Annotated in this window: 23 protein-coding genes and 1 tRNA gene; 2 read left to right on the top strand and 22 right to left on the bottom strand. The window is 65.4% G+C overall.

Features of this window, described 5'->3' with window-relative positions; all coding sequences use genetic code 11:
- Nucleotides 1–66 precede the first annotated feature (66 nt).
- The 3 genes from ZRA01_RS04055 to orn all read right to left on the bottom strand — a co-directional run bounded on the left by ZRA01_RS04055 (nucleotide 67) and on the right by orn (nucleotide 1,471).
- Nucleotides 67–531 (bottom strand): hypothetical protein, encoded by a 465-nt coding sequence (locus tag ZRA01_RS04055; protein ID WP_141349543.1) that lies wholly within the window; start codon nucleotides 529–531, stop codon nucleotides 67–69.
- A 235-nt stretch (nucleotides 532–766) separates the two neighbouring features.
- On the bottom strand, nucleotides 767–910 hold the full coding sequence (locus ZRA01_RS20480) for a hypothetical protein (protein ID WP_170182903.1): 144 nt from the start codon (nucleotides 908–910) through the stop codon (nucleotides 767–769).
- A gap of 15 nt (nucleotides 911–925) precedes the next feature.
- Complete coding sequence (gene orn, locus ZRA01_RS04050) at nucleotides 926–1,471, bottom strand: oligoribonuclease (protein WP_141349541.1); 546 nt, start codon at nucleotides 1,469–1,471, stop codon at nucleotides 926–928.
- 128 nt (nucleotides 1,472–1,599) lie between these two features.
- Here orn and ZRA01_RS04045 point away from each other — a divergent pair, with 128 nt between their 5' ends.
- Together ZRA01_RS04045 and rsgA are read left to right on the top strand one after the other, a co-directional pair.
- Entirely contained in the window at nucleotides 1,600–2,850 is a 1,251-nt protein-coding gene (locus tag ZRA01_RS04045; protein WP_141349539.1) for a M48 family metallopeptidase, read from the top strand.
- Complete coding sequence (rsgA, locus tag ZRA01_RS04040; protein ID WP_141349537.1) at nucleotides 2,847–3,740, top strand: ribosome small subunit-dependent GTPase A; 894 nt, start codon at nucleotides 2,847–2,849, stop codon at nucleotides 3,738–3,740. Before ZRA01_RS04045 ends, rsgA begins: the two co-directional genes overlap by 4 nt.
- A 151-nt stretch (nucleotides 3,741–3,891) precedes the next feature.
- Here the strand turns inward: rsgA and ZRA01_RS04035 are convergent, their stop codons facing one another.
- From ZRA01_RS04035 to ZRA01_RS03945, 19 genes are all read right to left on the bottom strand, one after another.
- Nucleotides 3,892–4,650, bottom strand: a complete 759-nt coding sequence (locus ZRA01_RS04035) for a proteasome-type protease (protein WP_141349535.1) — start codon at nucleotides 4,648–4,650, stop codon at nucleotides 3,892–3,894.
- Nucleotides 4,651–4,749: 99 nt separating this feature from the next.
- On the bottom strand, nucleotides 4,750–5,127 hold the full coding sequence (locus tag ZRA01_RS04030) for a MerR family transcriptional regulator (RefSeq protein WP_141349533.1): 378 nt from the start codon (nucleotides 5,125–5,127) through the stop codon (nucleotides 4,750–4,752).
- A complete protein-coding gene (locus ZRA01_RS04025) occupies nucleotides 5,114–5,419 on the bottom strand; it encodes an integration host factor subunit alpha (protein WP_170182902.1) in 306 nt (101 codons plus the stop codon). The genes ZRA01_RS04030 and ZRA01_RS04025 overlap by 14 nt, the downstream gene beginning before the upstream one ends.
- A 5-nt stretch (nucleotides 5,420–5,424) precedes the next feature.
- Nucleotides 5,425–7,803, bottom strand: coding sequence for a phenylalanine--tRNA ligase subunit beta (gene pheT, locus ZRA01_RS04020; protein WP_141349531.1), 2,379 nt, complete (start codon nucleotides 7,801–7,803; stop codon nucleotides 5,425–5,427).
- Between the two features lie 3 nt (nucleotides 7,804–7,806).
- Nucleotides 7,807–8,838 (bottom strand): phenylalanine--tRNA ligase subunit alpha, encoded by a 1,032-nt coding sequence (pheS, locus tag ZRA01_RS04015; protein WP_141349529.1) that lies wholly within the window; start codon nucleotides 8,836–8,838, stop codon nucleotides 7,807–7,809.
- Between the two features lie 72 nt (nucleotides 8,839–8,910).
- Nucleotides 8,911–9,270 carry a 50S ribosomal protein L20 gene (gene rplT / locus ZRA01_RS04010; RefSeq protein WP_141349527.1) on the bottom strand — a complete coding sequence of 120 codons (360 nt, stop codon included), beginning with the start codon at nucleotides 9,268–9,270 and terminating at the stop codon, nucleotides 8,911–8,913.
- 14 nt (nucleotides 9,271–9,284) lie between these two features.
- Nucleotides 9,285–9,482 carry a 50S ribosomal protein L35 gene (gene rpmI / locus ZRA01_RS04005; RefSeq protein ID WP_141349525.1) on the bottom strand — a complete coding sequence of 66 codons (198 nt, stop codon included), beginning with the start codon at nucleotides 9,480–9,482 and terminating at the stop codon, nucleotides 9,285–9,287.
- A gap of 175 nt (nucleotides 9,483–9,657) precedes the next feature.
- Nucleotides 9,658–10,161, bottom strand: coding sequence for a translation initiation factor IF-3 (gene infC, locus ZRA01_RS04000; RefSeq protein WP_246093276.1), 504 nt, complete (start codon nucleotides 10,159–10,161; stop codon nucleotides 9,658–9,660).
- 45 nt (nucleotides 10,162–10,206) lie between these two features.
- Entirely contained in the window at nucleotides 10,207–12,123 is a 1,917-nt protein-coding gene (gene thrS / locus ZRA01_RS03995) for a threonine--tRNA ligase (RefSeq protein WP_141349521.1), read from the bottom strand.
- A 148-nt stretch (nucleotides 12,124–12,271) separates the two neighbouring features.
- Nucleotides 12,272–12,348: transfer RNA gene (locus tag ZRA01_RS03990), tRNA-Val, on the bottom strand.
- Nucleotides 12,349–12,400: 52 nt separating this feature from the next.
- Nucleotides 12,401–13,207, bottom strand: a complete 807-nt coding sequence (locus ZRA01_RS03985; RefSeq protein ID WP_141349519.1) for a 3'-5' exonuclease — start codon at nucleotides 13,205–13,207, stop codon at nucleotides 12,401–12,403.
- Between the two features lie 8 nt (nucleotides 13,208–13,215).
- The gene (cysM, locus tag ZRA01_RS03980) at nucleotides 13,216–14,106 is read right to left on the bottom strand and encodes a cysteine synthase CysM (RefSeq protein ID WP_141349517.1); all 891 of its coding nucleotides are present in this window, start codon (nucleotides 14,104–14,106) and stop codon (nucleotides 13,216–13,218) included.
- A 142-nt stretch (nucleotides 14,107–14,248) separates the two neighbouring features.
- On the bottom strand, nucleotides 14,249–15,571 hold the full coding sequence (locus ZRA01_RS03975) for a UDP-glucose dehydrogenase family protein (RefSeq protein WP_141349515.1): 1,323 nt from the start codon (nucleotides 15,569–15,571) through the stop codon (nucleotides 14,249–14,251).
- Between the two features lie 87 nt (nucleotides 15,572–15,658).
- Nucleotides 15,659–16,834 (bottom strand): lipopolysaccharide assembly protein LapB, encoded by a 1,176-nt coding sequence (gene lapB / locus ZRA01_RS03970; protein ID WP_141349513.1) that lies wholly within the window; start codon nucleotides 16,832–16,834, stop codon nucleotides 15,659–15,661.
- Between the two features lie 4 nt (nucleotides 16,835–16,838).
- Nucleotides 16,839–17,147 carry a lipopolysaccharide assembly protein LapA domain-containing protein gene (locus ZRA01_RS03965; protein WP_141349511.1) on the bottom strand — a complete coding sequence of 103 codons (309 nt, stop codon included), beginning with the start codon at nucleotides 17,145–17,147 and terminating at the stop codon, nucleotides 16,839–16,841.
- 99 nt (nucleotides 17,148–17,246) lie between these two features.
- Nucleotides 17,247–17,531: an integration host factor subunit beta gene (locus tag ZRA01_RS03960; protein WP_079434022.1), complete on the bottom strand. Its 285-nt coding sequence runs from the start codon at nucleotides 17,529–17,531 to the stop codon at nucleotides 17,247–17,249.
- Nucleotides 17,532–17,542: 11 nt separating this feature from the next.
- A complete protein-coding gene (gene rpsA / locus ZRA01_RS03955) occupies nucleotides 17,543–19,249 on the bottom strand; it encodes a 30S ribosomal protein S1 (RefSeq protein ID WP_141349509.1) in 1,707 nt (568 codons plus the stop codon).
- Between the two features lie 96 nt (nucleotides 19,250–19,345).
- Nucleotides 19,346–21,304, bottom strand: coding sequence for a bifunctional 3-phosphoshikimate 1-carboxyvinyltransferase/cytidylate kinase (locus ZRA01_RS03950; RefSeq protein ID WP_141349507.1), 1,959 nt, complete (start codon nucleotides 21,302–21,304; stop codon nucleotides 19,346–19,348).
- Nucleotides 21,305–21,318: 14 nt separating this feature from the next.
- On the bottom strand, nucleotides 21,319–22,212 hold the full coding sequence (locus ZRA01_RS03945; protein WP_141349567.1) for a prephenate dehydrogenase: 894 nt from the start codon (nucleotides 22,210–22,212) through the stop codon (nucleotides 21,319–21,321).
- Nucleotides 22,213–22,220: the final 8 nt, after the last annotated feature.

Below are 22,220 nucleotides of genomic sequence, written 5' to 3'. Positions count from 1 at the left end.
TGATGATGCAAGAAAACAGAAAGGCGGGATCTCTCCCGCCTTTCATGTAAAAACCTTGCCGGCCCTTCAGGCCTTGTCGGGCCCCGAACGTGGGCGGCCGGGGCGCCGCACCTTCATGGCCTGCTGCAGCGCGCTCAAGCCTTCCGCCTTGCCGAACATCGTCATCAGCGCATAGCCGTCGGAGGCCGCCGTCATGATCTCGCTGCCCAGGGCGATCCGGGTGTCCCCCATTTTTGCGATGATCTCCTTGAGGCGCAGGATCTGCCGGTCCAGGGCATCGATGACGACCAGGTCGCCCTGCATCTTTTCGAGGTCGAAGCTCGCCGGGATGACGTCCTGATTCTGCTCCAGCACCATCGCCGTCTGCCGGCAGAAGTCGGCCGATTTATCACCCATCTTGGTGAGGGCACGGATTTCATCGGCGGTAAGGGTACGCATGGGCTTGCTGAACGCCTCGAGGGTGCCGATAGCCTGATCGACGGCTGCCAGCGTTTCGGCAGACAGACGAAGGGATACGAGATTCTGCGGCATGCTTTGCTCCTGGGTGCGGGTTGAGGGAAGACACCGTTGCTCTGGGGTTTTATCCAGCTCGGGGACAGGAACAGATGCTACCCGAACGCACTCATTACAGATACAAAAACATGCGCATGGCACAAAGCGGCAGTGCGCCGCGGGGGAGGCTTGGGGGTGGGGGTGTCGGGTTACGCCCTGCGGGCTAACCCGACCTACGCGGGCTGACGGTATGTCGTGGGCTGTAGGTGCGCCCTCACCCGTAGATCTTGCACATCAGCGGCGAGGTCACCGGGTGGCTGAAGTAGCCCAGGGCATAGAAGAAGCCGACGACCAGCGCCAGCCCGATGAGCCGGCGCCGGTGGCGGCGGAGCCAGGCGCGCCAGGTGAAGGGGAGCACGTCAGACCTTTAACGTCAGACCTTCAGGAAGTGTTCCCGGTAGTAGCGCAGCTCGGCGATGGATTCGTGGATGTCGGCCAGGGCCTGGTGGGCGCCCTTCTTTTCGATGCCCTTGTATACATCCGGGCGCCAGCGGCGGCAGAGCTCCTTGAGGGTGGACACATCCAGGTTGCGGTAGTGGAACCAGTCTTCAAGCTTGGGCATGTAGCGGGCCATGAAGCGGCGGTCCTGGCCGATGGAGTTGCCGCACATGGGCGAGGTGCGCGAGGGGATGTATTCGCGCATGAAGTCGAGGTAGAGCGCCTCGGCGGCGGCTTCGTCAATGGTCGAGGCCTTGACGCGCTCGATCAGGCCGGAGCGGCCGTGGGTGTTCTTGTTCCACTCGTCCATGCCCTCGAGCACCGCGTCGGGCTGATGCACGGCGATCACCGGGCCTTCGGCGATCACCTCGAGCTTGCTGTTGGTGACGACCATCGCCATCTCGATGATGCGGTCGCTGTCGGGGTTGAGGCCGGTCATTTCCATGTCCAGCCAGATGAGGTGATTCTGGTCCTGTGCCATAATCCAGTCGCTTTTTGCGGTAAAGGCGCGATTCTACGCCCTCCGGGCGGCTGCCTGCCCTGTTCCAGCCCTGTACTGGCCCCGCAATCGACCTGCCCTCCCCCGTTTTTCCCGATCCGCTCCGGCCCATGACCTCCACCCGCTTCTCCGCCCTGTTCCTCGTCGCCCTGGGCGTCGGCCTGCTGTGCCGCCTGTGGCTGGCCCGGCGCCAGGCGGCCCACGTGGCCGCCCACCGGGCCGCGGTGCCCGGCGCCTTCGCCGCCACGATCAGCCTCGACGCCCACCAGAAGGCCGCCGACTACACGGTGGCGCGGGTGCGCCTGGGCATGGTCGATGTCGTCGTCTCCGCGGTGCTGTTGCTGGCGCTCACCGTGGGCGGCGGGCTGCAGGCACTGCACGATCTGTGCGCCCGCTTCCTTGAGGCCGGCAGCCTGGCCCACGGGGTGGCCTTCGTGAGCGCGGTGGGCGTCGTGTCGTGGCTGATCGAGCTGCCCATTGGGCTCTACCGCAGCTTCGTGCTCGAGGCCCGCTTTGGCTTCAACCGGCTCACCCCGGGCCTCTTCGTGGCCGACACCGTGAAGGGCGTGGTGCTGGCGGCCGTCATCGGGCTGCCGCTGATCGCCTTCGTGCTGTGGCTGATGGAGGCCATGGGCGGGCTGTGGTGGCTGTATGTGTGGGCCTTCTGGCTGGGCTTCAACCTGCTGGTGATGCTGGTGTACCCCACCTTCATCGCGCCGCTCTTCAACAAGTTCCAGCCCCTCGACGACGGCCCGCTGAAGGCGCGCATCGAGGGCCTGATGACGCGCTGCGGCTTCCGCCTGTCGGGCCTCTTCGTGATGGACGGCTCCAAGCGCTCGGCCCACGGCAACGCCTATTTCACCGGTTTTGGCGGGAGCAAGCGGATCGTCTTCTTCGACACCCTGCTGGCCAAGCTCGACCCACCCGAGGTGGAGGCGGTGCTGGCCCACGAGCTCGGCCACTACCATCACCACCACCTGTGGAAGCGCCTGGCGGTGATCGGCGCTGGCAGCCTGGGCTTCTTTGCGCTGCTCGGCCACCTGGCCGGCCAGGCCTGGTTCTTCGAGGGCCTGGGGCTGGCCAGCCAGGGCACCGCGGCCACGCTGCTGCTGTTCGCGCTGGTGCTGCCGGTGTTCACCTTTCCGCTCACCCCGCTGATGAGCCGCTGGTCGCGCCGCCACGAGTTCGAGGCCGACGCCTACGCGGCCCGCCAGGCCCCGGCCGCCGCCCTGGTGAGCGCGCTGGTCAAGCTGTACCGCGACAACGCCTCCACGCTCACGCCCGACCCGCTGTACTCCAGCATCTACGACTCCCACCCCCCCGCCGCGATCCGTATCGCGCGCCTGCAGGCCGCCCGATGAAACTCGATGGAACCCTGATCGCCGCCTTCGGGCGCCAATATGAAGTGCGCACCACCACCGGCGAGATCCTGCTGTGCGTGCCGCGCGGCAAGAAGAGCGTGTTTGCCTGCGGCGACCGGGTGAAGGTGGGCGTCACCGGCCCCGGCCAGGGCGTGATCGACAAGCTCGAGGAGCGCAGCAGCCTGCTCTACCGCTCCGATGCCTGGCGCCAGAAGCTGATCGCCGCCAACGCGACCCAGGTGGTGCTGGTGGTGGCCACCGAGCCGAGCTTCTCGGACGAGTTCTTGTCGCGCTGCCTGTGCGCCGCCGAAAGCCAGCACCTCAAAACGCTGATCGTGCTCAACAAGGCCGACATCAGCGCCGGCCTGGAAAACAGCCGTGCGCTGCTCGCCCCGTTCGCAGCGCTGGGCTACCCGATCCTCGAGCTGTCGGCCCTGGGCGACGTGGATGCCCTGCGCGAGCGCCTGGTGGGCGAAACCAGCCTGCTGGTCGGGCAGTCGGGGATGGGCAAGTCGACGCTCACCAACGCCCTGATCCCCGAGGCCCGCGCCCAGACCCGGGAGATCTCGGAGGTGCTGGACACCGGCAAGCACACCACCACCTTCGCGCGGCTCTATCCACTGCCCGAGGGCGGCGGCATCATCGACAGCCCGGGGATGCAGACCTTCGGCCTCGCCCACCTCGACGCCGAGGCCCTGGAGGCGAGCTTCCGGGAGTTCCGGCCCTACGTGGGCCAGTGCCGCTTCCGCGACTGCCGCCACGACGCCGAGCCGGGCTGCGCGCTGCAGACCGCCGCCGAAGCGGGCCAGATCGACCCACGCCGCCTGCGCCAGTTTCTGATGTTCCGCCACGAATGCGAGCAGGCGAAGCGCCAGGCCCAGGGGTGGTGAGGCGGCGCTTGTGCACCCACGGAGGTCGGTAGGTCGGGTTAGCCCACAGGGCGTAACCCGACACCACACTTCGAGCTGGCGCGGCCGATGTCGGGTTACGCTGCGCTAACCCGACCTACCCATTTGCAATACCAGATCAACGCGGAGAAACTCACTGCGCCTGGAACTCGTCGCCCTTGTCCACCAGGTCGGCGTCGGGAAGTTCGGCGAAGGCGTGGCCGAGGGCTTCGCTCCAGCGGTTGCGGATCATCGCGAAATACTCGTTCTTCGCGTCGATGTTCACGTGGGACGAGATCGCCAGCGCATCGGTCTTGATGATGGCGAGGTCGAGGGGCAGGCCCACCGACAGGTTGGAGCGGATCGTCGAATCCATCGAGATCAGCGCCAGCTTGGCCGCTTCGTCGAGGGTGGTGTGGCGCTTCACGACGCGGTCGATGATCGGTTTGCCGTACTTCGACTCACCGATCTGGAAATACGGCGTGTCGGGGGTCGCCTCGATGAAATTGCCGGCGGCGTAGATCTGGAACAGGCGCGGCTGCTCGCGGCCGATCTGGCCACCGAGGATCAGCGCCGCGGTGAAGTCGATGCCGAACTTCTGCAGGGCATCGGCGTCGCGGTTGTGCACCTCACGCAGGGTTTCGCCGATGTGGCGGGCCGCCTCGAACATGTTGGGGGCCGTCCACAGGTTCTCTCGCCCGTCCTGGGCGGCCATGGATTCCCGCAACATCGACACGAGCTGCTGGGTGATCGCCAGGTTGCCCGAGCTCATCAGCACCATCACGCGCTCGCCGGGGCGCTGGAAAATGCTCATCTTGCGGAAGGTGTTGATGTGGTCGACACCCGCATTGGTGCGGGAATCGGACAAAAACACCATACCCGCGTCGAGCAACATGCTGACACAGTAGGTCATGGGAAGATCCGGAAAAAGTGAATGGGGGGGAAAACGCTGGCGGCGCCAGGACGGCGCCGCCGGAGAGCATGGGTCGACGCGGCACGCACGCCGCGCCGCTCAGCCCTGCAGGATCTGCAGGAGGGATTTGATCTCGGAACGCACCGAGGCGAGCTGCTCGCGCAGGCCGATAGCCTCTTCGGCGTCCTCGCGCTTGCGGGAGGCGAGCTCGTCGAGGCGGTTGCGGGCGCCGGAGATGGTGAAGCCGTCCTGGTACAGCAGTTCGCGGATGCGGCGGATCAGCAGCACCTCATGGTGCTGGTAGTAGCGCCGGTTGCCGCCCCGCTTGACGGGCCGCAGCTGGGTGAATTCCTGCTCCCAGTAACGCAGCACGTGGGGCTTCACGCCGCACAGCTCGCTGACTTCGCCTATCGTGAAATAACGCTTGGCGGGAATCGGCGGCAACTCGGCCGCCGCCGGGGTTTCACTCTGCAACATCACTCAGCTGCTCCACATTGGCCTTCAGCTTCTGGCTGGCGTGGAAGGTCACCACGCGCCGGGCTGTAATCGGGATCTCTTCGCCCGTCTTGGGGTTGCGACCGGGGCGCTGGGGCTTCTCGCGCAACTGGAAGTTGCCGAAACCCGAGAGCTTGACGCAATCGCCGCGCTCCAGCGCCAGACGGATCTCCTCGAAGAAACACTCCACCATGTCTTTGGCTTCGCGCTTGTTGAGCCCCACCTGCTCGAAGAGCAGATCGGCAAGCTCGGCCTTGGTAAGGGTCATGCTCATGTGCATCAACCCCGCAGCTTGGCGCCGAGTGCTTCTTCGGCGTGGCGGGTCAGGGCGTTCATTGCAGCATCGACTTCGGTGTCTTCGAGGGTGCGCTGAGTTTCTTGCATCACCACCCGGAAAGCAAGGCTTTTCCGGTTCGGCTCGACACCCTTGCCCTGGTACTGGTCGAAGAGCTCGATGCGCTGGACGATGGCCGGCGCGACCGCCTGCAGACCGGCGAGCAGCGCGCCTGACGCCACCTGCTGATCGACCACCAGGGCCAGGTCGCGGGTGACCGCCGGGAAGCGCGACAGCTCGGCGTAGGCCGGGGTGACGCTTTGCAGGAGCACGTCGAGGTCGAGCTCGAAGACCACCGGCGCGGTGCCCAGCTCATAGCGCTGGACCCACACCGGATGGACTTCGCCGATGAAGCCGACGACCTTGCCATCGACCTTCACCGAGGCCGAGCGGCCCGGGTGCAGGGCCGGGTGGCTGGCCCGCTCGAACTCGGCGACGCGCGGGAAGAGCAGCGCCTCGAGGTCGGCCTTGACGTCGAAGAAATCGACGTTGCGGTTGGCCTCGCCCCACTGCTCGGGTTTGGCGAAACCCGCCGCCAGTGCGGCGATGCGCACCGGCTGGTGGTAGCCGTCGACGGGCTGGCCGGCGGCGTCGTGGGCGAAGCAGCGGCCGATCTCGAAGACGCGCACGCGCGTGGTCTGGCGCTTGCGGTTGGTGACGACGTTGGCCACCAGGCCGCCGATCAGCGTCGAGCGCATCACGCTCATCTGGCTGGCGATGGGGTTGGCGAGGCGCACCGGGTTGGTGTTGCCGGCGAGGTCCTTCTCCCAGGCCTCTTCGACGAAGGCGAAGTTGATGACTTCCTGGTACTCGCGGGCGGCCACCTGGCGGCGCAGCGACATCGTGTCGCGCTTCGCCTCGGGGCGCGGCAACATGGTGATCGGGCCACGCGGGGCGTGGCTCGGGATGTTGTCGTAGCCGTGGATGCGGGCGATCTCTTCGATCAGGTCTTCCTCGATCTCCACGTCGAAGCGGTAGGACGGCGGCGTGACGATGAAGTCGTCGCCCTCGCGGCTGACCTGCAGCTCGAGGCGCTCGAACATGCCAGCCACCGCGTCGGCGCTGAGGTCGATGCCGAGCACGCGGCGCACGCGGCTGGCGCGCAGGCGGATAGGCGCGCGGGCGGGCAGCTTGTCGGCGGCGACGGCCTCGACCACCGGGCCGGCTTCGCCGCCGCAGATGTCGAGGATGAGGCGCGTGGCGCGCTCGATGGCCTGGCCGGCCAGCGCAAAATCGACGCCGCGCTCGAAGCGATACGAGGCATCCGACGAGAAGCCGTAGGCGCGGGCCCGGCCGGCGATGGCGTCGGGGGCGAAGAAGGCGCTCTCGAGGAAGAGTTCGGTGGTATCGAGGGTGATCCCGCTGTCTTCGCCGCCCATGATGCCGGCCAGCGCCAGGGCGCGGGCTTCGTCGGCGATCAGCAGGGTGTCGGCGGCGGGCGTGATGGTCTGGCCGTTGAGGAGCAGCACCTGCTCGCCTGGCTGGGGCAGGCGCACGTGGATCGCGCCGGCAAGCTTGGCGTTGTCGAAGGCGTGCAGCGGCTGGCCGAGCTCGAGCATCACGTAGTTGGTGACGTCGACGAGCGCGCTGATCGAGCGGATGCCGCTACGCGCGAGGCGCTGCTTCATCCACTCGGGGGTCGATGCCTTGGCGTCGACGCCGCGGATGATGCGGCCAGCGTAGCGCGGGCAGGCTTCCGGCGCGTCGAGCACGATCGCGCGGGTGTCGGCGTGGGCCGCGGCCACCGGCGCGCAGGCAACGAGGCTGAGCGGGCTGCCGGTGAGGGCCGCCACTTCGCGGGCGATGCCGGTGAGGCTGAGGCAGTCGGCGCGGTTGGGGGTCAGCTTGATGGTGAACAGGGTGTCGTCGAGGGCCAGGTAATCGCGCAGGTCGGTGCCGACCGGGGCGTCCTCGGGCAGCACCAGCAGGCCGCCGCTCTCGTCAGAGATGCCGAGCTCCTTGGCGGAGCACAGCATCCCGAAGGATTCGACACCGCGCAGCTTGGCCGCCTTGATGCCGAAACCGGCCAGGTCGGCGCCCACCAGCGCGCACGGGATCTTGATGCCGGCGGCCGCATTGGGGGCGCCGCAGACGATCTGCAGCAGCTCGCCCTGCCCCGCGTCCACCTTGCAGACGCGCAGCTTGTCGGCGTTGGGGTGCTTCTCGGCCTCGACGATCTGCGCGACGACGACCTTGGAGAACACGGCGGCCACGCCGTCCTGCTCCTCCACTTCCAGCCCCGCCATGGTGAGCAAATGCCCAAGCTGATCCGAATCGAGATCAGGGCTGACGAAACTGCGCAACCAGAGTTCTGAGAATTGCATGGCTTACCTGAATTGACCGAGGAAACGAAGATCGCCTTCGAAGAACAGGCGCAGGTCATTGACGCCATACCGCAGCATGGTGAGCCGGTCGGGCCCCATGCCGAAGGCGAAGCCGGTATAGCGTTCGGGGTCGATGCCGCCGTGCCGCAGCACGTTGGGGTGCATCATTCCGCAGCCGGCGATCTCCAGCCAGCGGCCCTTCAGGGCGCCGCTCATGAAGGCCACGTCGATCTCGGCGGACGGCTCGGTGAACGGGAAGAACGAGGGGCGGAAACGCACCTGCAGGTCGTCGCTCTCGAAGAAGTTGCGCAGGAAATCGGCGACCACGCCCTTCAGGTCGGCGAAGCTCACCGACTCGCCGACCCACAGGCCTTCGACCTGGTGGAACATGGGCGAGTGGGTGGCGTCGGAATCGACGCGGTACACGCGGCCCGGCGCGATCACGCGCAGCTCGGGCATCGTGTCGCGGTCTTTATAGGCCGCCACGTGGGCCTGCATGGCGCGGATCTGGACCGGGCTGGTGTGCGTGCGAAGCAGCACGTTGTCGCCGTTTTCCAGATAGAAGGTGTCGTGCATCGAACGCGCCGGGTGGTTGGCCGGGGTGTTCAGTGCCGTGAAATTGTAGAAGTCGGTCTCGATCTCCGGGCCTTCGGCCACGTCGAAGCCGATCGAGCGGAACAGCTGTTCGACACGCTCGAGGGTACGCACCACCGGATGCAGGCCGCCGATGCCGGCACCGCGGCCGGGCAGCGTCACGTCGAGCGCTTCGGCGGCGAGCTGGGCCTCGAGGGCGGCCTGCTGGAGCGCGTCACGACGGGCGTTGAGCTGCGCCTCGATGGCGGACTTGGCCTTGTTGATCTCGGCGCCAGCGGTCTTGCGGGCTTCCGGATCGAGTTTGCCGAGGCCCTTCAGGAGCTCCGTCAGCGAACCGCCCTTGCCCAGATAGCGGGCCTTGGCGGTTTCCAGGGCGGCACTGTCGGCCGCGGCGGCGAAGTCGACGCCGGCTTGCGCCACGAGTTGATCGAGTTGATCCATTTTCAGTCTGTATCCCGGGTGTTCAGGACAAAAAAAAGGAGGCCAGGCCTCCTTTTTTTGTGCCGCGTAAGCTTACGCAGCGAGCTGGGCCTTGGCTTGTTCGGCGAGCGCCGCAAAAGCGGGCTTGTCGAAGACGGCCAGATCGGCCAGCACCTTGCGGTCCACTTCGATGGAAGCCTTCTTCAGGCCATTCATGAAGCGGCTGTAGGTCAGGCCGACTTCACGCGCAGCGGCGTTGATACGGGCGATCCACAGGGCGCGGAACTGACGCTTGCGCTGACGACGGTCGCGGTAAGCGTACTGGCCAGCCTTCATGACCGCCTGCTTGGCGATCCGATATACGTTCTTGCGACGGCCGCGATAGCCCTTGGCTTGATCGAGGACTTTCTTGTGACGTGCGCGAGCGGTTACACCGCGTTTAACTCGGGGCATTGCGTTCTCCTAAATCAGGCGTAGGGCATCATGGCGCGGATGGACTTTTCGTCCGCAGCGTGTACGGCAGTCATGCCGCGCAGCTGGCGCTTGCTCTTGGTCGTCTTCTTGGTCAGGATGTGGCGCTTGAACGCCTGCGAACGCTTGATGCTACCACCAGCGCGGACTTTGAACCGCTTGGCGGCGCCGCTCTTGGTCTTCATCTTGGGCATGAAGTACTCCAGCTTATGACATGGCCCCGGGTGGCATCCGACTTCCGGACACGCTTCAACAACCCGTCACCACTTGTTTCCGACGGGCTATTCTGCCCGCCGTATTCCGGCGCCTGACTAAACGTCAGGGCACCGGGAATTCAATACAACCCGCTGCGAAACCCGCAGCCGGGTTTCAGTGCTTCTTCTTCGGGGCGATGACCATGATCATCTGGCGCCCTTCCATCTTCGGCATCTGCTCCACCTGGCCGATCTCTTCGAGGTCAGCCTTGACGCGCTCGAGCTGGCGCATGCCGAACTCCTGGTGCGCCATTTCGCGACCGCGGAAGCGGAGCGTCACCTTGGCCTTGTCACCTTCGTTCAGGAACTTGATGAGGTTGCGCAGCTTGATCTGGTAGTCGTTCTCGTCCGTACCCGGACGGAGCTTGACTTCCTTGACCTGAATCTGCTTTTGCTTCTGCTTGGCCTCGTGGGCACGCTTGGCTTCTTCGTACTTGTACTTGCCGAAGTCCATCAAGCGGCACACCGGCGGCTTGGCCATCGGCGCGATCTCCACGAGATCAACGCCGGCTTCTTCCGCCGCTTCGAGGGCAGCACGCAAAGAAACGATGCCGACCTGCTCACCGCCCTCACCCGTCAGGCGCACTTCCAGCGCATTGATCTCGCCGTTAACGCGCAGCTTTTTATCCTGAGCTATGGTTCAAATCTCCAAAAAAATAAAAAATCAGGCCGTGCCGGCAAACGTGGAAATTTCACGCTGCCAACGCTCGACGACCTCCTCGAGGGACATTTGGCCGAGGTCTTGATTGCCCCGGGCGCGTACGGCAACAACATCGGCTGCTTTCTCCTTGTCACCGACAACGAGAAGGTAAGGCAGCTTTCGTACGCTATGTTCGCGTATTTTATAAGTAATTTTCTCGTTGCGCAAATCGGCCTCGACGCGGAAGCCCCGCGAGCGGAGCGTCTTGACGACTTCGGCCACATAATCGGCCTGCGCTTCCGAGATATTCAGCACCACCGCCTGCACCGGCGACAGCCACATAGGCAGCGCACCGGCGTGGTTTTCGATGAGAATGCCGATAAAACGCTCCAGCGAACCCAGGATCGCGCGGTGCAGCATGACCGGGCGACGGCGGGTGTTGTCCTCGGCCACGTACTCGGCATCGAGGCGTTCGGGCAGCACGAAGTCGAGCTGCATCGTGCCGCACTGCCAGGAGCGGCCCAGCGCATCCTTGACGTGATATTCGATCTTGGGGCCATAGAAGGCGCCCTCGCCGGGCAGCTCCTCCCACTGGTGGCCGGATGCGGCGAGCGCCTCGCGCAGGCCACCCTCGGCCTTGTCCCAGACCTCGTCGCTGCCGGCCCGCTTTTCGGGGCGCAGGGACAACTTGACCGCCACGTCGGTAAAGCCGAAGTCGCGATAGACGCGGGACAGCAGCTCGTTGAAGGCGGTGACTTCGGCCACGATCTGATCTTCGGTGCAGAAGATGTGCGCATCGTCCTGCACGAAGCCGCGCACCCGCATCAGGCCGTGCAGCGCGCCGGAGGGCTCATTGCGGTGGCAGGAGCCGAACTCGGCGAGACGCAGCGGCAGGTCGCGATAGGAGTGCAGGCCGTGGTTGTAGATCTGCACGTGGCCGGGGCAGTTCATCGGTTTGATCGCGTAGTCGCGCTTCTCCGATTCGGTGGTGAACATGTTGTCCCGGTAGTTATCCCAGTGCCCGGAACGCTCCCACAGCTGGCGATCCATCACCAGGGGCGTCTTGACTTCCTGGTAGCCGGCCTCGGTGAGGACGCGGCGCATGTACTGCTCGATCTGCTGCCAGAGCGTCCACCCATTCGGGTGCCAGAACACCATGCCCGGCGCCTCTTCCTGCAGGTGGAACAGGTCGAGCTGCTTGCCAAGGCGCCGGTGGTCGCGCTTCTCGGCCTCTTCGAGCATGTGCAGATAGGCGTCCTGGTCTTCCTTCTTGGCCCAGGCGGTGCCGTAGATGCGCTGCAGCATCTCGTTCTTCGAGTCGCCACGCCAGTAGGCGCCAGCCACCTTCATCAGCTTGAAGACCTTCAGCTTGCCGGTGGACGGCACATGAGGCCCGCGGCACAGGTCGGTGAAATCACCCTCGCGATACAGCGAGACGTCCTCACCCTGGGGGATGGAAGCGATGATCTCGGCCTTGTAGTGCTCACCGATGGACTTGAAATAGGCCACCGCCTCGTCCCGCGGCAGCACGCTGCGCTCGACCGGGATGTCGCGCTTGGCGAGCTCGCCCATGCGGGCCTCGATCTTGGCCAGGTCTTCCGGCGTGAACGGGCGCTTGTAGGAGAAGTCGTAGTAAAAACCGTTGTCGATCACCGGCCCGATGGTCACCTGGGCGTCGGGGAACAGCTCCTTGACCGCATAGGCCAGCAGGTGCGCCGTGGAGTGGCGGATGACCTCAAGGCCGTCGGCATCCTTGTCGGTGACGATCGAGAGCTGGGTGTCGTGCTCGATGAGATGGGAGGTGTCGACAAGACGCCCCTCGACCTTGCCGGCAAGCGCGGCACGGGCCAGGCCGGCGCCGATGGAGGCGGCAACCTGGGCAATCGTCACTGGCTGTTCGAAGCTGCGAACAGAACCGTCGGGCAAGGTGATGTTGGGCATGATGGCTCGCGCGATAAATTGAGGGCAAAAAAAAAGTGCGGCCAGGCCGCACTTTTTTCTCTACCGAAAAACGCCTTGCAGCAGACCAGATTTTACTTAGCCTTGAACGCTGCAAGTTCGAAACATCTGCGTTTTCCTCTTAGGTGTTTGGTAGGCGCGATTGGACTCGAACCAACGACCCCCACCATGTCAAGGTGGTGCTCTAACCAGCTGAGCTACGCGCCTAAGAAGCCCGCATTATAGACGACCCCCGAAAACTGTCAACAGCTTTCTTCAACTATTTTGAAGAGAGGCCGCCCTCCGGCCAGGCTTCGAGAAAGCGCTGCCAGTGCGTCGCCTCGAGGCGGCCCAGGGATTCCCGCACAAAAGCGACTTCGGCGTCGTAGTGCGCCCGATCGAAGACACCGCGCATCAGCTGGAAGCGCAGGAAGACCAGGTAGGTGTTGACCACGTCGGTTTCGCAGTAGTCGCGGATCTCGCCGATGCGCCCCTCGCAGTAGCCCTTCCACACCGCCGAGCCGTCCATGCCCAGCTTGCCGGGAAAACCCATCAGCTTGGCCAGATCGTCCAAGGGTGCATTGGCCCGCGGCTGGTAAAGCGCCAGGAGATCCATCAGGTCGAGGTGCCGGGTGTGATAGCGCCCGATATAGTTGTTCCACTTGAAATCGCGGGAGTCGTTGTAATCGCCGTCCCCCAGATCCCAGTAGCGCGGCGCCGTGACGCCGTGGAGCATGCCCCGGTAGTGGAGCACCGGCAGGTCGAAACCGCCGCCGTTCCAGGACACGATCTGCGGCGTGAACTTCTCGACGCCGTCAAAGAAGCGCTGGATCAGCTCGCCCTCGGTGCAGTCGGGCTCGGAGAGCGAGAAAACCCGGAAGTGGTTCACATCCCGGAGCGCGCACGAGATGGTCACCACCCGCTGCAGGTGATGGGGCAGAAAATCGGTGCCGTTGGCAGCCCGACGCTGCTGGAAGGCGAACTCGGCAACCTCCTCGTCGTCGAGCTCGGCCGGCAGGCCATGGAGGGCGCGAATCCCGGCGACATCGGGAATCGTCTCGATGTCAAAAACTAAGGTGCTGGCCATTCGACGCATCACGCGGGAAAGACGCCGGTGGACAGATAGCGGTCGCCCCGGTCGCAGACGATGGAGACGATCACCGCGTTCTCGAGCTCGGCGGCAAGCCGCAGCGCGACGCACATCGAGCCCCCCGAAGAGATCCCGGCAAAGATGCCCTCCTCCCGCGCCAGGCGGCGGGTCATCTCCTCGGCGTCGGCCTGGGACACGTACTCAAGGCGATCGACACGGGCCTTGTCGTAGATGCGTGGCAGGTAGGCCTCCGGCCACTTCCGGATACCGGGGATCTGAGCGCCATCGGCAGGCTGGCAGCCGATGATCTGAACCGCCGGGTTCTGCCCCTTCAGGTAGGTGGACACGCCCATGATGGTGCCGGTGGTGCCCATGCTGCTGACAAAGTGGGTGATCGTGCCGCCGGTCTGCTCCCAGAGCTCCGGCCCGGTGCCGTCGATATGGGCCTGGGGGTTGTCCGGGTTGGCGAACTGATCGAGGATCACGCCGCGCCCTTCGTCGCGCAGGCGCTCGGCCACATCGCGAGCAAGCTCCATGCCGCCTTCCTTGGGGGTCAGCACCAGCTCGGCGCCGAAGGCGCGCATGGTCTGGCGGCGCTCGATGCTCTGGTTCTCGGGCATCACGAGAATCATCCCGTAGCCGCGGATCGCGGCGGCCATCGCCAGCGCGATACCGGTGTTGCCGCTGGTCGCCTCGATGAGGGTCTGGCCGGGCTGGATGCTGCCACGCGCCTCGGCCCGCAGGATCATCGACAGTGCCGGCCGATCCTTCACCGAACCGGCTGGGTTGTTTCCCTCGAGTTTGGCGAGGATGACATTGTTGCGCCCAGCGCCGATGCGCTTGAGCCGGACCAGCGGGGTGTGGCCCACATAGTCCTCGAGAGTCTTGAATTCCATCATGCGATCCAGGGGAGAAGGTCGGATTCGGGCCGATGATACCGAAATGCCGGGCGCGGGGGCGATCCAGCGCAAGGCCACCGGAGATATCAATAAAAAAAGGGCTTCACGTGGAAGCCCTCGGGAGCGACGGGCGGCCCGCTCAGGGGCGGCCGATGCTCAGGTAGGTCAGGCCGGCCTTCTTTGGCAGCGCCGGGTCGAAGATGTTGCGGCCATCGAAGATGATGCCGCTCTTCAGCTTGGCCTTGATGACGTCGAAGTCGGGGCTGCGGAATTCCTTCCACTCGGTCACGATGAGCAACGCGTCGGCATCATCGAGCGCCTGCATCGGCCGCTCGGCGTAAACAAGGCGCGCGTCCTCGCCAAAAACACGGCGAGCTTCGGGCATCGCCACCGGGTCGTAGGCCGTTACAGTAGCACCCCGGCGGAACAGCTCGGCGATGATCACCCGGCTCGGCGCCTCACGCATGTCGTCGGTGTTCGGCTTGAAGGCCAGCCCCCACACGGCAAAATGCTTGCCGCTGAGGTCTTCACCAAAACGCTCGACGACCTTGTCGACGAGCACCAGCTTCTGGGCATCGTTGGCGTCCTCGACGGCATTGAGCACGCGCAGATTGTGGCCGGAATCGGCGCCGGTCTTGATCAGCGCCTTCACATCCTTCGGGAAGCACGAGCCACCGTAGCCGCAACCGGCATACAGAAAGTGATAGCCGATGCGCGGATCGCTGCCGATGCCGTGGCGGACGAGTTCGATGTCGGCGCCAAGGGTTTCGGCGAGCAACGCCAGCTCGTTCATGAAGCTGATGCGCGTCGCCAGCATGGCGTTGGCGGCGTACTTGGTGAGCTCGGCGCTGCGCAGATCCATGATCAGCAGCTTCTCGTGGTTGCGCTGGAACGGCGCGTAGAGGGCCTTCATCAGGAAGATCGCCTGGTCGTCCTCGGCACCGACGACGATGCGGTCGGGCCGCATGAAGTCGTCGACCGCGGCGCCCTCTTTCAGGAACTCGGGGTTCGAGACGACGCTGTAGGGAATGTTCTCGCCCCGGGCGTCGAGCTCGGCGCGCACGGCGGCCTTCACCTTGTCGGCGGTGCCCACCGGCACGGTGCTCTTGTCGACGATCACCTTGTAGTCGGTCATGTGCCGGCCGATGGCCTTGGCCGCCGACAGCACGTACTGCAGGTCGGCCGAGCCGTCTTCGTCAGGCGGCGTGCCGACGGCGATGAACTGGATGGTGCCGAACTGGACGGCTTCCTGGACGTCGGTGGTGAAATGCAGGCGGCCGGCCGCCACGTTGCGGGCCACCACCTGGTCGAGGCCCGGCTCGTGGATGGGGATGCCACCCTCCTTGAGGATCCGGATCTTTTCGGGATCCAGGTCCAGGCACAGCACGTCGTTGCCCATCTCGGCGAGACAGGCGCCGGACACCAGGCCCACGTAACCGGTACCGACCACGGTGATTTTCATATCTTCGTTCCCAGGGTGAATCTAGAAATCGCGCCGGCCAACCGGCACGCACTCAGGACTTGCAAGCTTGGCCCAGGCCGGGGCGGCTCAGGGGACCAGGTCGAACTCTTCGGTCCGCTTCGGCGGGTAGGTCTCCCAGCCGCCACAGGCCGGACAACGCCAGTAGAACTGCCGGGCCTTGAAGCCGCAGGTATCGCAACGATAGCGGGCGACGCGGCGGGTGTGCCCGTGGACCAGGCTCTTGACGAGCTCGATGTCGGTGCGCTGTTCAGCCGACGCGGTGAGTAGCGCGGCTTCGAGCAGCTTGTCCAGCCCGAGCAGCGTGGGGTTGCGACGCAGCTCGTCGCGGACGAGCTGGTAGGCGACCTGGGGCCCCTCCTTCTGCAGCTCCCACTGGAACAGGGCGTCGAGCAGGTCGAGGGACGGGTATTTGTCGAGGTAGCTGCGCAGGAGCTGGATGCCCTGCTCCAGCTCGCCCAAGCGGCGGTAGGCGTCCATGATCCGCTCGGCGACCAGCGCCAGGTAGATCGGGTTCTGCTTCTCCACCATCTTCCAGGCCTCAAGGGCGGCCCGATCATCATCGCGGGAGGCGCACAGATCGCCCATCAGCATGTTGGCGCGCACCGACTTGCGGTTCAGCGCGAGGGCCCGGCCCAGCCCCTCCATCGCCTCGTCGAAGCGGGAGTTGGCCATCGCCGCAGCCGCCAGCTCGCAGTGGAAGTTGGCCACCTCCTTTTCCCACAGCACGCCCTCGTGGTGGGGCAGCGCCTCGGCGATCTCGATGGCTTTCTTCCAGTCTTTCTCCTGCTGATAGATGTCGAGGAGGTTGTTGAGGGCGAATTCGTTGAAGCGAGTGCCGCGCAGCTTGACGAAGACCGCCTCGGCCCGATCGAGCAAGCCGGCCTTGAGGAAATCCAGGCCGAGCTCGGAGAGCGCGTGCTGACGCTGCTCGTCGGAAAGATCCTCGCGATCGATGAGATTCTGGTGCATGCGGATCGCCCGGTCGGTCTCGCCGCGGCGGCGGAACAGGCTACCCAGCGCGAAATGCAGCTCGACGGTCTGGTTGTCGATCTTGACCGCCTCGATGAACGCGTCGATGGCCTTGTCTGGCTGCTCGTTGAGCAGGAAGTTGAGGCCGGTCAGGTAGGTGCGCGGCAGCGCCCGCGACTCCTTCACCACATGCTTTATGTCGATGCGGGCGGCGAGCCAGCCCAGCACGAAAAACAGTGGAAACGCGAGCAGCCACCAGAGTTCGAATTCCATGGAGTCAGTAGGTCTCCGGCAGATCGGGGCCATGGGCCAGAGGTAACTGGCTACGCGTTTCGCTGGGCGCTGCGCGCCCCTTTTCCTGGCGCAGATGGCCGATCTCGCGATGCTGCCGGTAGAGCGTGGCGACGGTCGCCGTCACGCCGATCAATACACCGAGAACCACGAACAACAGGATCACCAGCACCAGGGGCACGTGCCACTGGGTACCGAAAAAGAAACGCAGGACGACCACGTCGTCGTTCTTCACTGCAAACCCAAAGAGCAGCAGGAACAGAAACAGCCGGAAGATCCAGATAAGCAAGCGCATTCCTGAAATTATCCCTGACGTGCACAAAAAAAAGAAGGCGGCTTTCGCCGCCTTCTGTATTTAGCCAATGGCCACCGGGTAGGTGGGGCCTGACGGGACTCAGCCCATCATGTCCACACGCTCCCGCAACTCCTTGCCGGCCTTGAAGTGAGGCACGTACTTCTCGGGTACCTGCACCTTTTCGCCGGACTTGGGATTGCGCCCCACACGGGGCGGACGGTAATTAAGGGCAAAACTGCCAAAACCGCGGATCTCGATGCGATCACCCCGCGACAGGGCGTCGGTCATCGCATCGAGAATCATCTTTACCGCGAACTCGGCGTCCTTCGCGACCAGCTGGGGAAAACGCTCCGCCAGCCGGGCGATGAGCTCCGACTTGGTCATGCCCGAACCGCTTACTTCTGCTCGTTGAGCTTGGCCTTCAGCAGCGCACCCAGGTTGGTGGTGCCGCTGGCAGCGGAACCGCTGTCAGACGCCAGCTTGCTCATCGCTTCGTTCTGTTCGACCTGATCCTTGGCACGGATCGACAGATTGATGCCGCGGGTCTTGCGATCCACGTTGATGATCAGGGCCTCGACAGACTCACCGACCTTCAGCAGCAGGGAGAGGTCGTCCACGCGGTCGCGGGAGAACTCGGAAGCGCGCAGGTAGCCTTCGACGTCGTCGTTCAGGGCGATCACGGCACCACGGGCATCCACGGTCTTCACGGTGCCATTCACGAGGGTGTTCTTGTCGTGGGTGGCGATGAAGTTGGTGAACGGGTCGCCTTCGAGCTGCTTGATGCCGAGGGAGATGCGCTCCTTCTCGACGTCGATGTTCAGCACCACGGCCTCGACTTCGTCGCCCTTCTTGTACTGGCGGACGGCTTCTTCGCCGGTCAGGGACCAGGACAGGTCGGACAGGTGAACCAGACCGTCGATGCCGCCTTCCAGGCCGATGAACACGCCGAAGTCGGTCAGGGACTTGATCTGACCACGGACCTTGTCGCCCTTCTTGTGGTTGATGGCGAAATCGTCCCACGGGTTGGACATGCACTGCTTCATGCCCAGGGAGATGCGGCGACGGTCTTCGTCGATCTCGAGGATCATCACTTCGACTTCGTCGCCCAGCTGGACAACCTTGGTCGGGTGGATGTTCTTGTTGGTCCAGTCCATTTCGGACACGTGGACCAGGCCCTCGATGCCCTGCTCGACTTCAACGAATGCGCCGTAGTCGGTGATGTTGGTCACCTTGCCGAACAGGCGGGTGCCCTGCGGGTAACGACGGGAGATGCCGACCCACGGATCTTCGCCCAGCTGCTTGAGGCCCAGGGAGACGCGGTTCTTCTCCTGGTCGAACTTGAGCACCTTGGCTTCGAGTTCGTCGCCGACGGACAGGACTTCGGACGGGTGACGCACACGACGCCAGGCCAGGTCGGTGATGTGCAGCAGACCATCGATGCCGCCCAGATCCACGAATGCGCCGTAGTCGGTGATGTTCTTGACGATACCCTTGACGACGGTGCCTTCCTTGAGGGTTTCGAGGAGCTTCTGACGCTCTTCACCCATGGAGGCTTCCAGCACGGCGCGGCGGGACACGACGACGTTGTTGCGCTTGCGGTCGAGCTTGATGACGCGGAATTCGAATTCCTTGCCTTCAAACGGGGTGGTGTCCTTGACCGGACGCATGTCCACCAGCGAACCCGGCAGGAAGGCGCGGATGCCGTTGACCATGACGGTCAGGCCACCCTTCACCTTGCCGGTGATCATGCCCTTGACGAGGATCGCGTCGTTGAGCGCCTTGTCGAGGTCGTTCCAGGCGGCGATGCGCTTGGCCTTGTCGCGGGAAAGACGCGTCTCGCCGTAGCCGTCCTCGAGCTGCTCGATGGCAACCTGAACGTAGTCGCCGATCTGGGCGGTCAGCTCGCCACGGTCGGTGCGGAACTCTTCGACGGGGATGTAGCTCTCGGACTTCAGGCCGGCGTTGACGACCACGAAGTTCTGGTCGATGCGCACGACTTCGGCGGTGATGACTTCACCGGCGCGCATTTCCTGGCGATTGAGGGACTCCTCGAACAGCGCGGCAAAGCTATCCTCGAGGGAAACAGGGGTGGCAGTGGACATAGGGAAAAAGAACCTTACAACCGTCGCGAAACGGCTCCTGGTTGAAAAACCTCCAGCGCCCGACCTGGGGCTGGAGGACTGAACTTTTGAAGCGGCTTACCTGAGTGCAGCGGCCTCGGCCATCACGAAATCAACCGCCTGACCGACGGTCATGTCGGAGGTATCGAGAAGCGCTGCATCGTCTTCTTTCCGGAGGGGCGCCACCGCACGCCGGGAATCCCGCTCGTCGCGCTCGCGCAAGTCTCTCAGAAGATCATCCATGTTAGCAGGCATTCCCTTATCGATCAACTGCTTATACCGGCGGTCCGCCCTCGCCTCGGCGGAGGCCGTCAGGAAGATCTTGACCTGGGCATCCGGGAAGATCACCGAGCCCATGTCGCGCCCCTCGCCCACCAGGCCAGGCCCGCGACGATAGGCGCGCTGGCGCCAGAACAGTGCCTCCCGCACGGCCGGCAGCGCGGCAACCCGGGAAGCACCGACGGAGCAGGCCTCACTGCGGATCGCGTCGCTCACGTCGCGGCCGTCCAGCAGCACCTTGTCGCCCTCGAAGCGCGCCGGCAACGCCGCTGCCAGGCCGGCCAGGGCCGCCTCGTCATCGAGGGCGACACCTTTTTCGAGGGCCGCCAGCGCGACGATGCGATACAGCGCGCCACTGTCGAGGTGATCGAAACCCAGCGCCGCGGCAACCCGGGCCGCCACCGTGCCCTTGCCCGACGCGGACGGCCCGTCGATGGCAAGCACCGGCACCGGGCGGGTGATGCCGGCGAAGGTCTGGAAGTATTCGGGGAAGGTCTTGTTGACGCACTTTGGGTCGTTGATGCGCACATACGCGCCGCCGAGGGTCGCCAGTGAGAAGCACATGGCCACCCGGTGGTCGTCGTAGGTGTCGATCACCGCCGGACGCAGCTCGGCTGGCGGCGTCACGCGCAGGGCTTCGGGGAACTCGTCGACCGTGGCACCGAGCTTGCGGAGCTCAGCCGCCATCGCGGCGATGCGGTCGGTCTCCTTGACGCGCCAGCTGCCGATGTTGCGCAGGGTGCTCGGCCCGTCGGCAAAGAGCGCCGCAACAGAGAGCGTCATCGCCGCATCGGGGATGTGGTTGAGGTCGAGGTCGAAGGCCTTGAGCTTGCCCGACGCCGGCGCCCGGGCTTCGATCCAGTCGTCGCCCCAGGTGATCTCGGCGCCCATCACGGCCAGCGCGTCGGCGAACTTCACGTCGCCCTGGATGCTCTGGCGGCCAGCCCCGACGACCCGCACCGGGCCACCGCCCAGCGCCCCGGCGGCAAGGAAATAACTGGCCGTCGACGCGTCGCCCTCGACGGCGATCCGCCCCGGCGACGTGTAGCGCTGGCCGGCCGGCACCGTGAAGCGGCTCCAGCCCTCGCGCTCGACGCGCACGCCGAAACGCTCCATCAGGTTGAGGGTGATCTCGACATACGGCCGGCTGATCAGCTCGCCCTCGACCTCGATGACCAGCGGCTTATCCCGCGCCACCAGCGGCGCAGCCTGCAGCAGGCCGGTGAGGAACTGGCTCGACACGTTGCCGCGCACGCTCACCCGCTCCGCGCCCAGCAGCGCCGGCTTGAGGGCCAGCGGCGGGTAGCCGGGCTCGCCCAGCCACTCGACCCGGGCCCCCAGCTGCTTGAGGCCATCGACGAGATCGCCGATCGGACGCTCGTGCATGCGCGGTACGCCGGACAGGCGCACCTCGGCCGCGGCATCGTCACCGCCCGACAGACAGGCCACGATGGCCGGCACCAGGGTGCGGATGCTGAGCCCGGAGTTACCAACGAAAATATCGGCCCTAAGCTTCGGGAAACGCCCGCCGCAGCCCGAGACGCGCAGCGCCTCGCCCTCCTCCGCCACCTCGACACCGAGAGCGACGATCGCGTTGCGCATCACCCGGGTGTCGTCGGAGTCGAGCAGCGCCTCGACCAGGGTGTCGCCCTCGGCCAGCGCCGCCAGCAGCAGCACGCGGTTGGAGATGCTCTTGGAGCCGGGCAGGCGCACGCTGCCGGCGGCCTGCAGCATCGGCGGCAGATCGATGAATTCCATGGAAGATCCTTTGGTCACTCGCCCGACGGCGGGGCGGGAAAGGCCTTGTCGGCCCAGGTGTTGCGGGCGCGGCTGGCTGCGTCGAAGACCCGCTCGAGGGCCGGGCCGTTGCCCTCGGAAAGCAGGGCGCGCAGGTAGGCGAGCTCGGTAAGGTAGGCGTCCAGCTCGGCCAGCAGGGACTGGCGGTTGGCGATGCAGATGTCGCGCCACATCTCGGGGTGGCTGCCGGCGACCCTGGTGAAGTCGCGGAAGCCGCTGGCCGCGTAGCTGAAGAGCTGCTCGGCGTTGGCCCGCCCGGCCAGGTCGTGGACCAGGCCGAAGGCCAGCAGGTGAGGCAGATGGCTGACCGCGGCGAAGACCCGGTCGTGATCCTGAGGGCTCATCTCGTGGAGCACGGCGCCGCAGGCCGCCCACAGCTCACGCACACGAGCGACGGCCGCCGGGTTGTTCTCGGGCAACGGGGTAACGACCACCTTGCGCTGCCTGTAGAGGTCGGCGCGGGCGGCGGTGGGGCCGCTCTTCTCGGCCCCGGCGATGGGGTGGGCCGGCACAACGCTGGCCAGGTGCGCGTCCAGGTGGCCGTAGATCGCCTCGATGACGTCGCGCTTGGTGCTGCCGGCGTCGGTGACGATGGTGCCTTCCTGAAGATGGGGCGCGATGGCCGCCGCGACCGCCGCCATCTGGCCGACCGGCATCGCCAGCAGCACGAGTTCGGCGCCGGCGAGGGCTGCAGCCCAGTCGGTGGCGGCCTCGTCGATGATGCCCAGCTCACGGGCGGCGGCGAGGGGCTCGGGGCGCCGGCCGATGCCGACAACGTGCTCGACCAGGCCCGCCTGGCGCAGCGCCAGCGCAAAGGAGCCACCGATCAGCCCGACGCCGCAGATGACGAGCTTGCCGACCTTCTTCACGCCGGCCA

It is taken from the genome of Zoogloea ramigera (genome assembly GCF_006539865.1).
Taxonomy (GTDB): domain Bacteria; phylum Pseudomonadota; class Gammaproteobacteria; order Burkholderiales; family Rhodocyclaceae; genus Zoogloea; species Zoogloea ramigera.
Note: the sequence above shows the minus strand (reverse complement) of the source record. Positions and strands in the feature narration are given on the sequence as shown.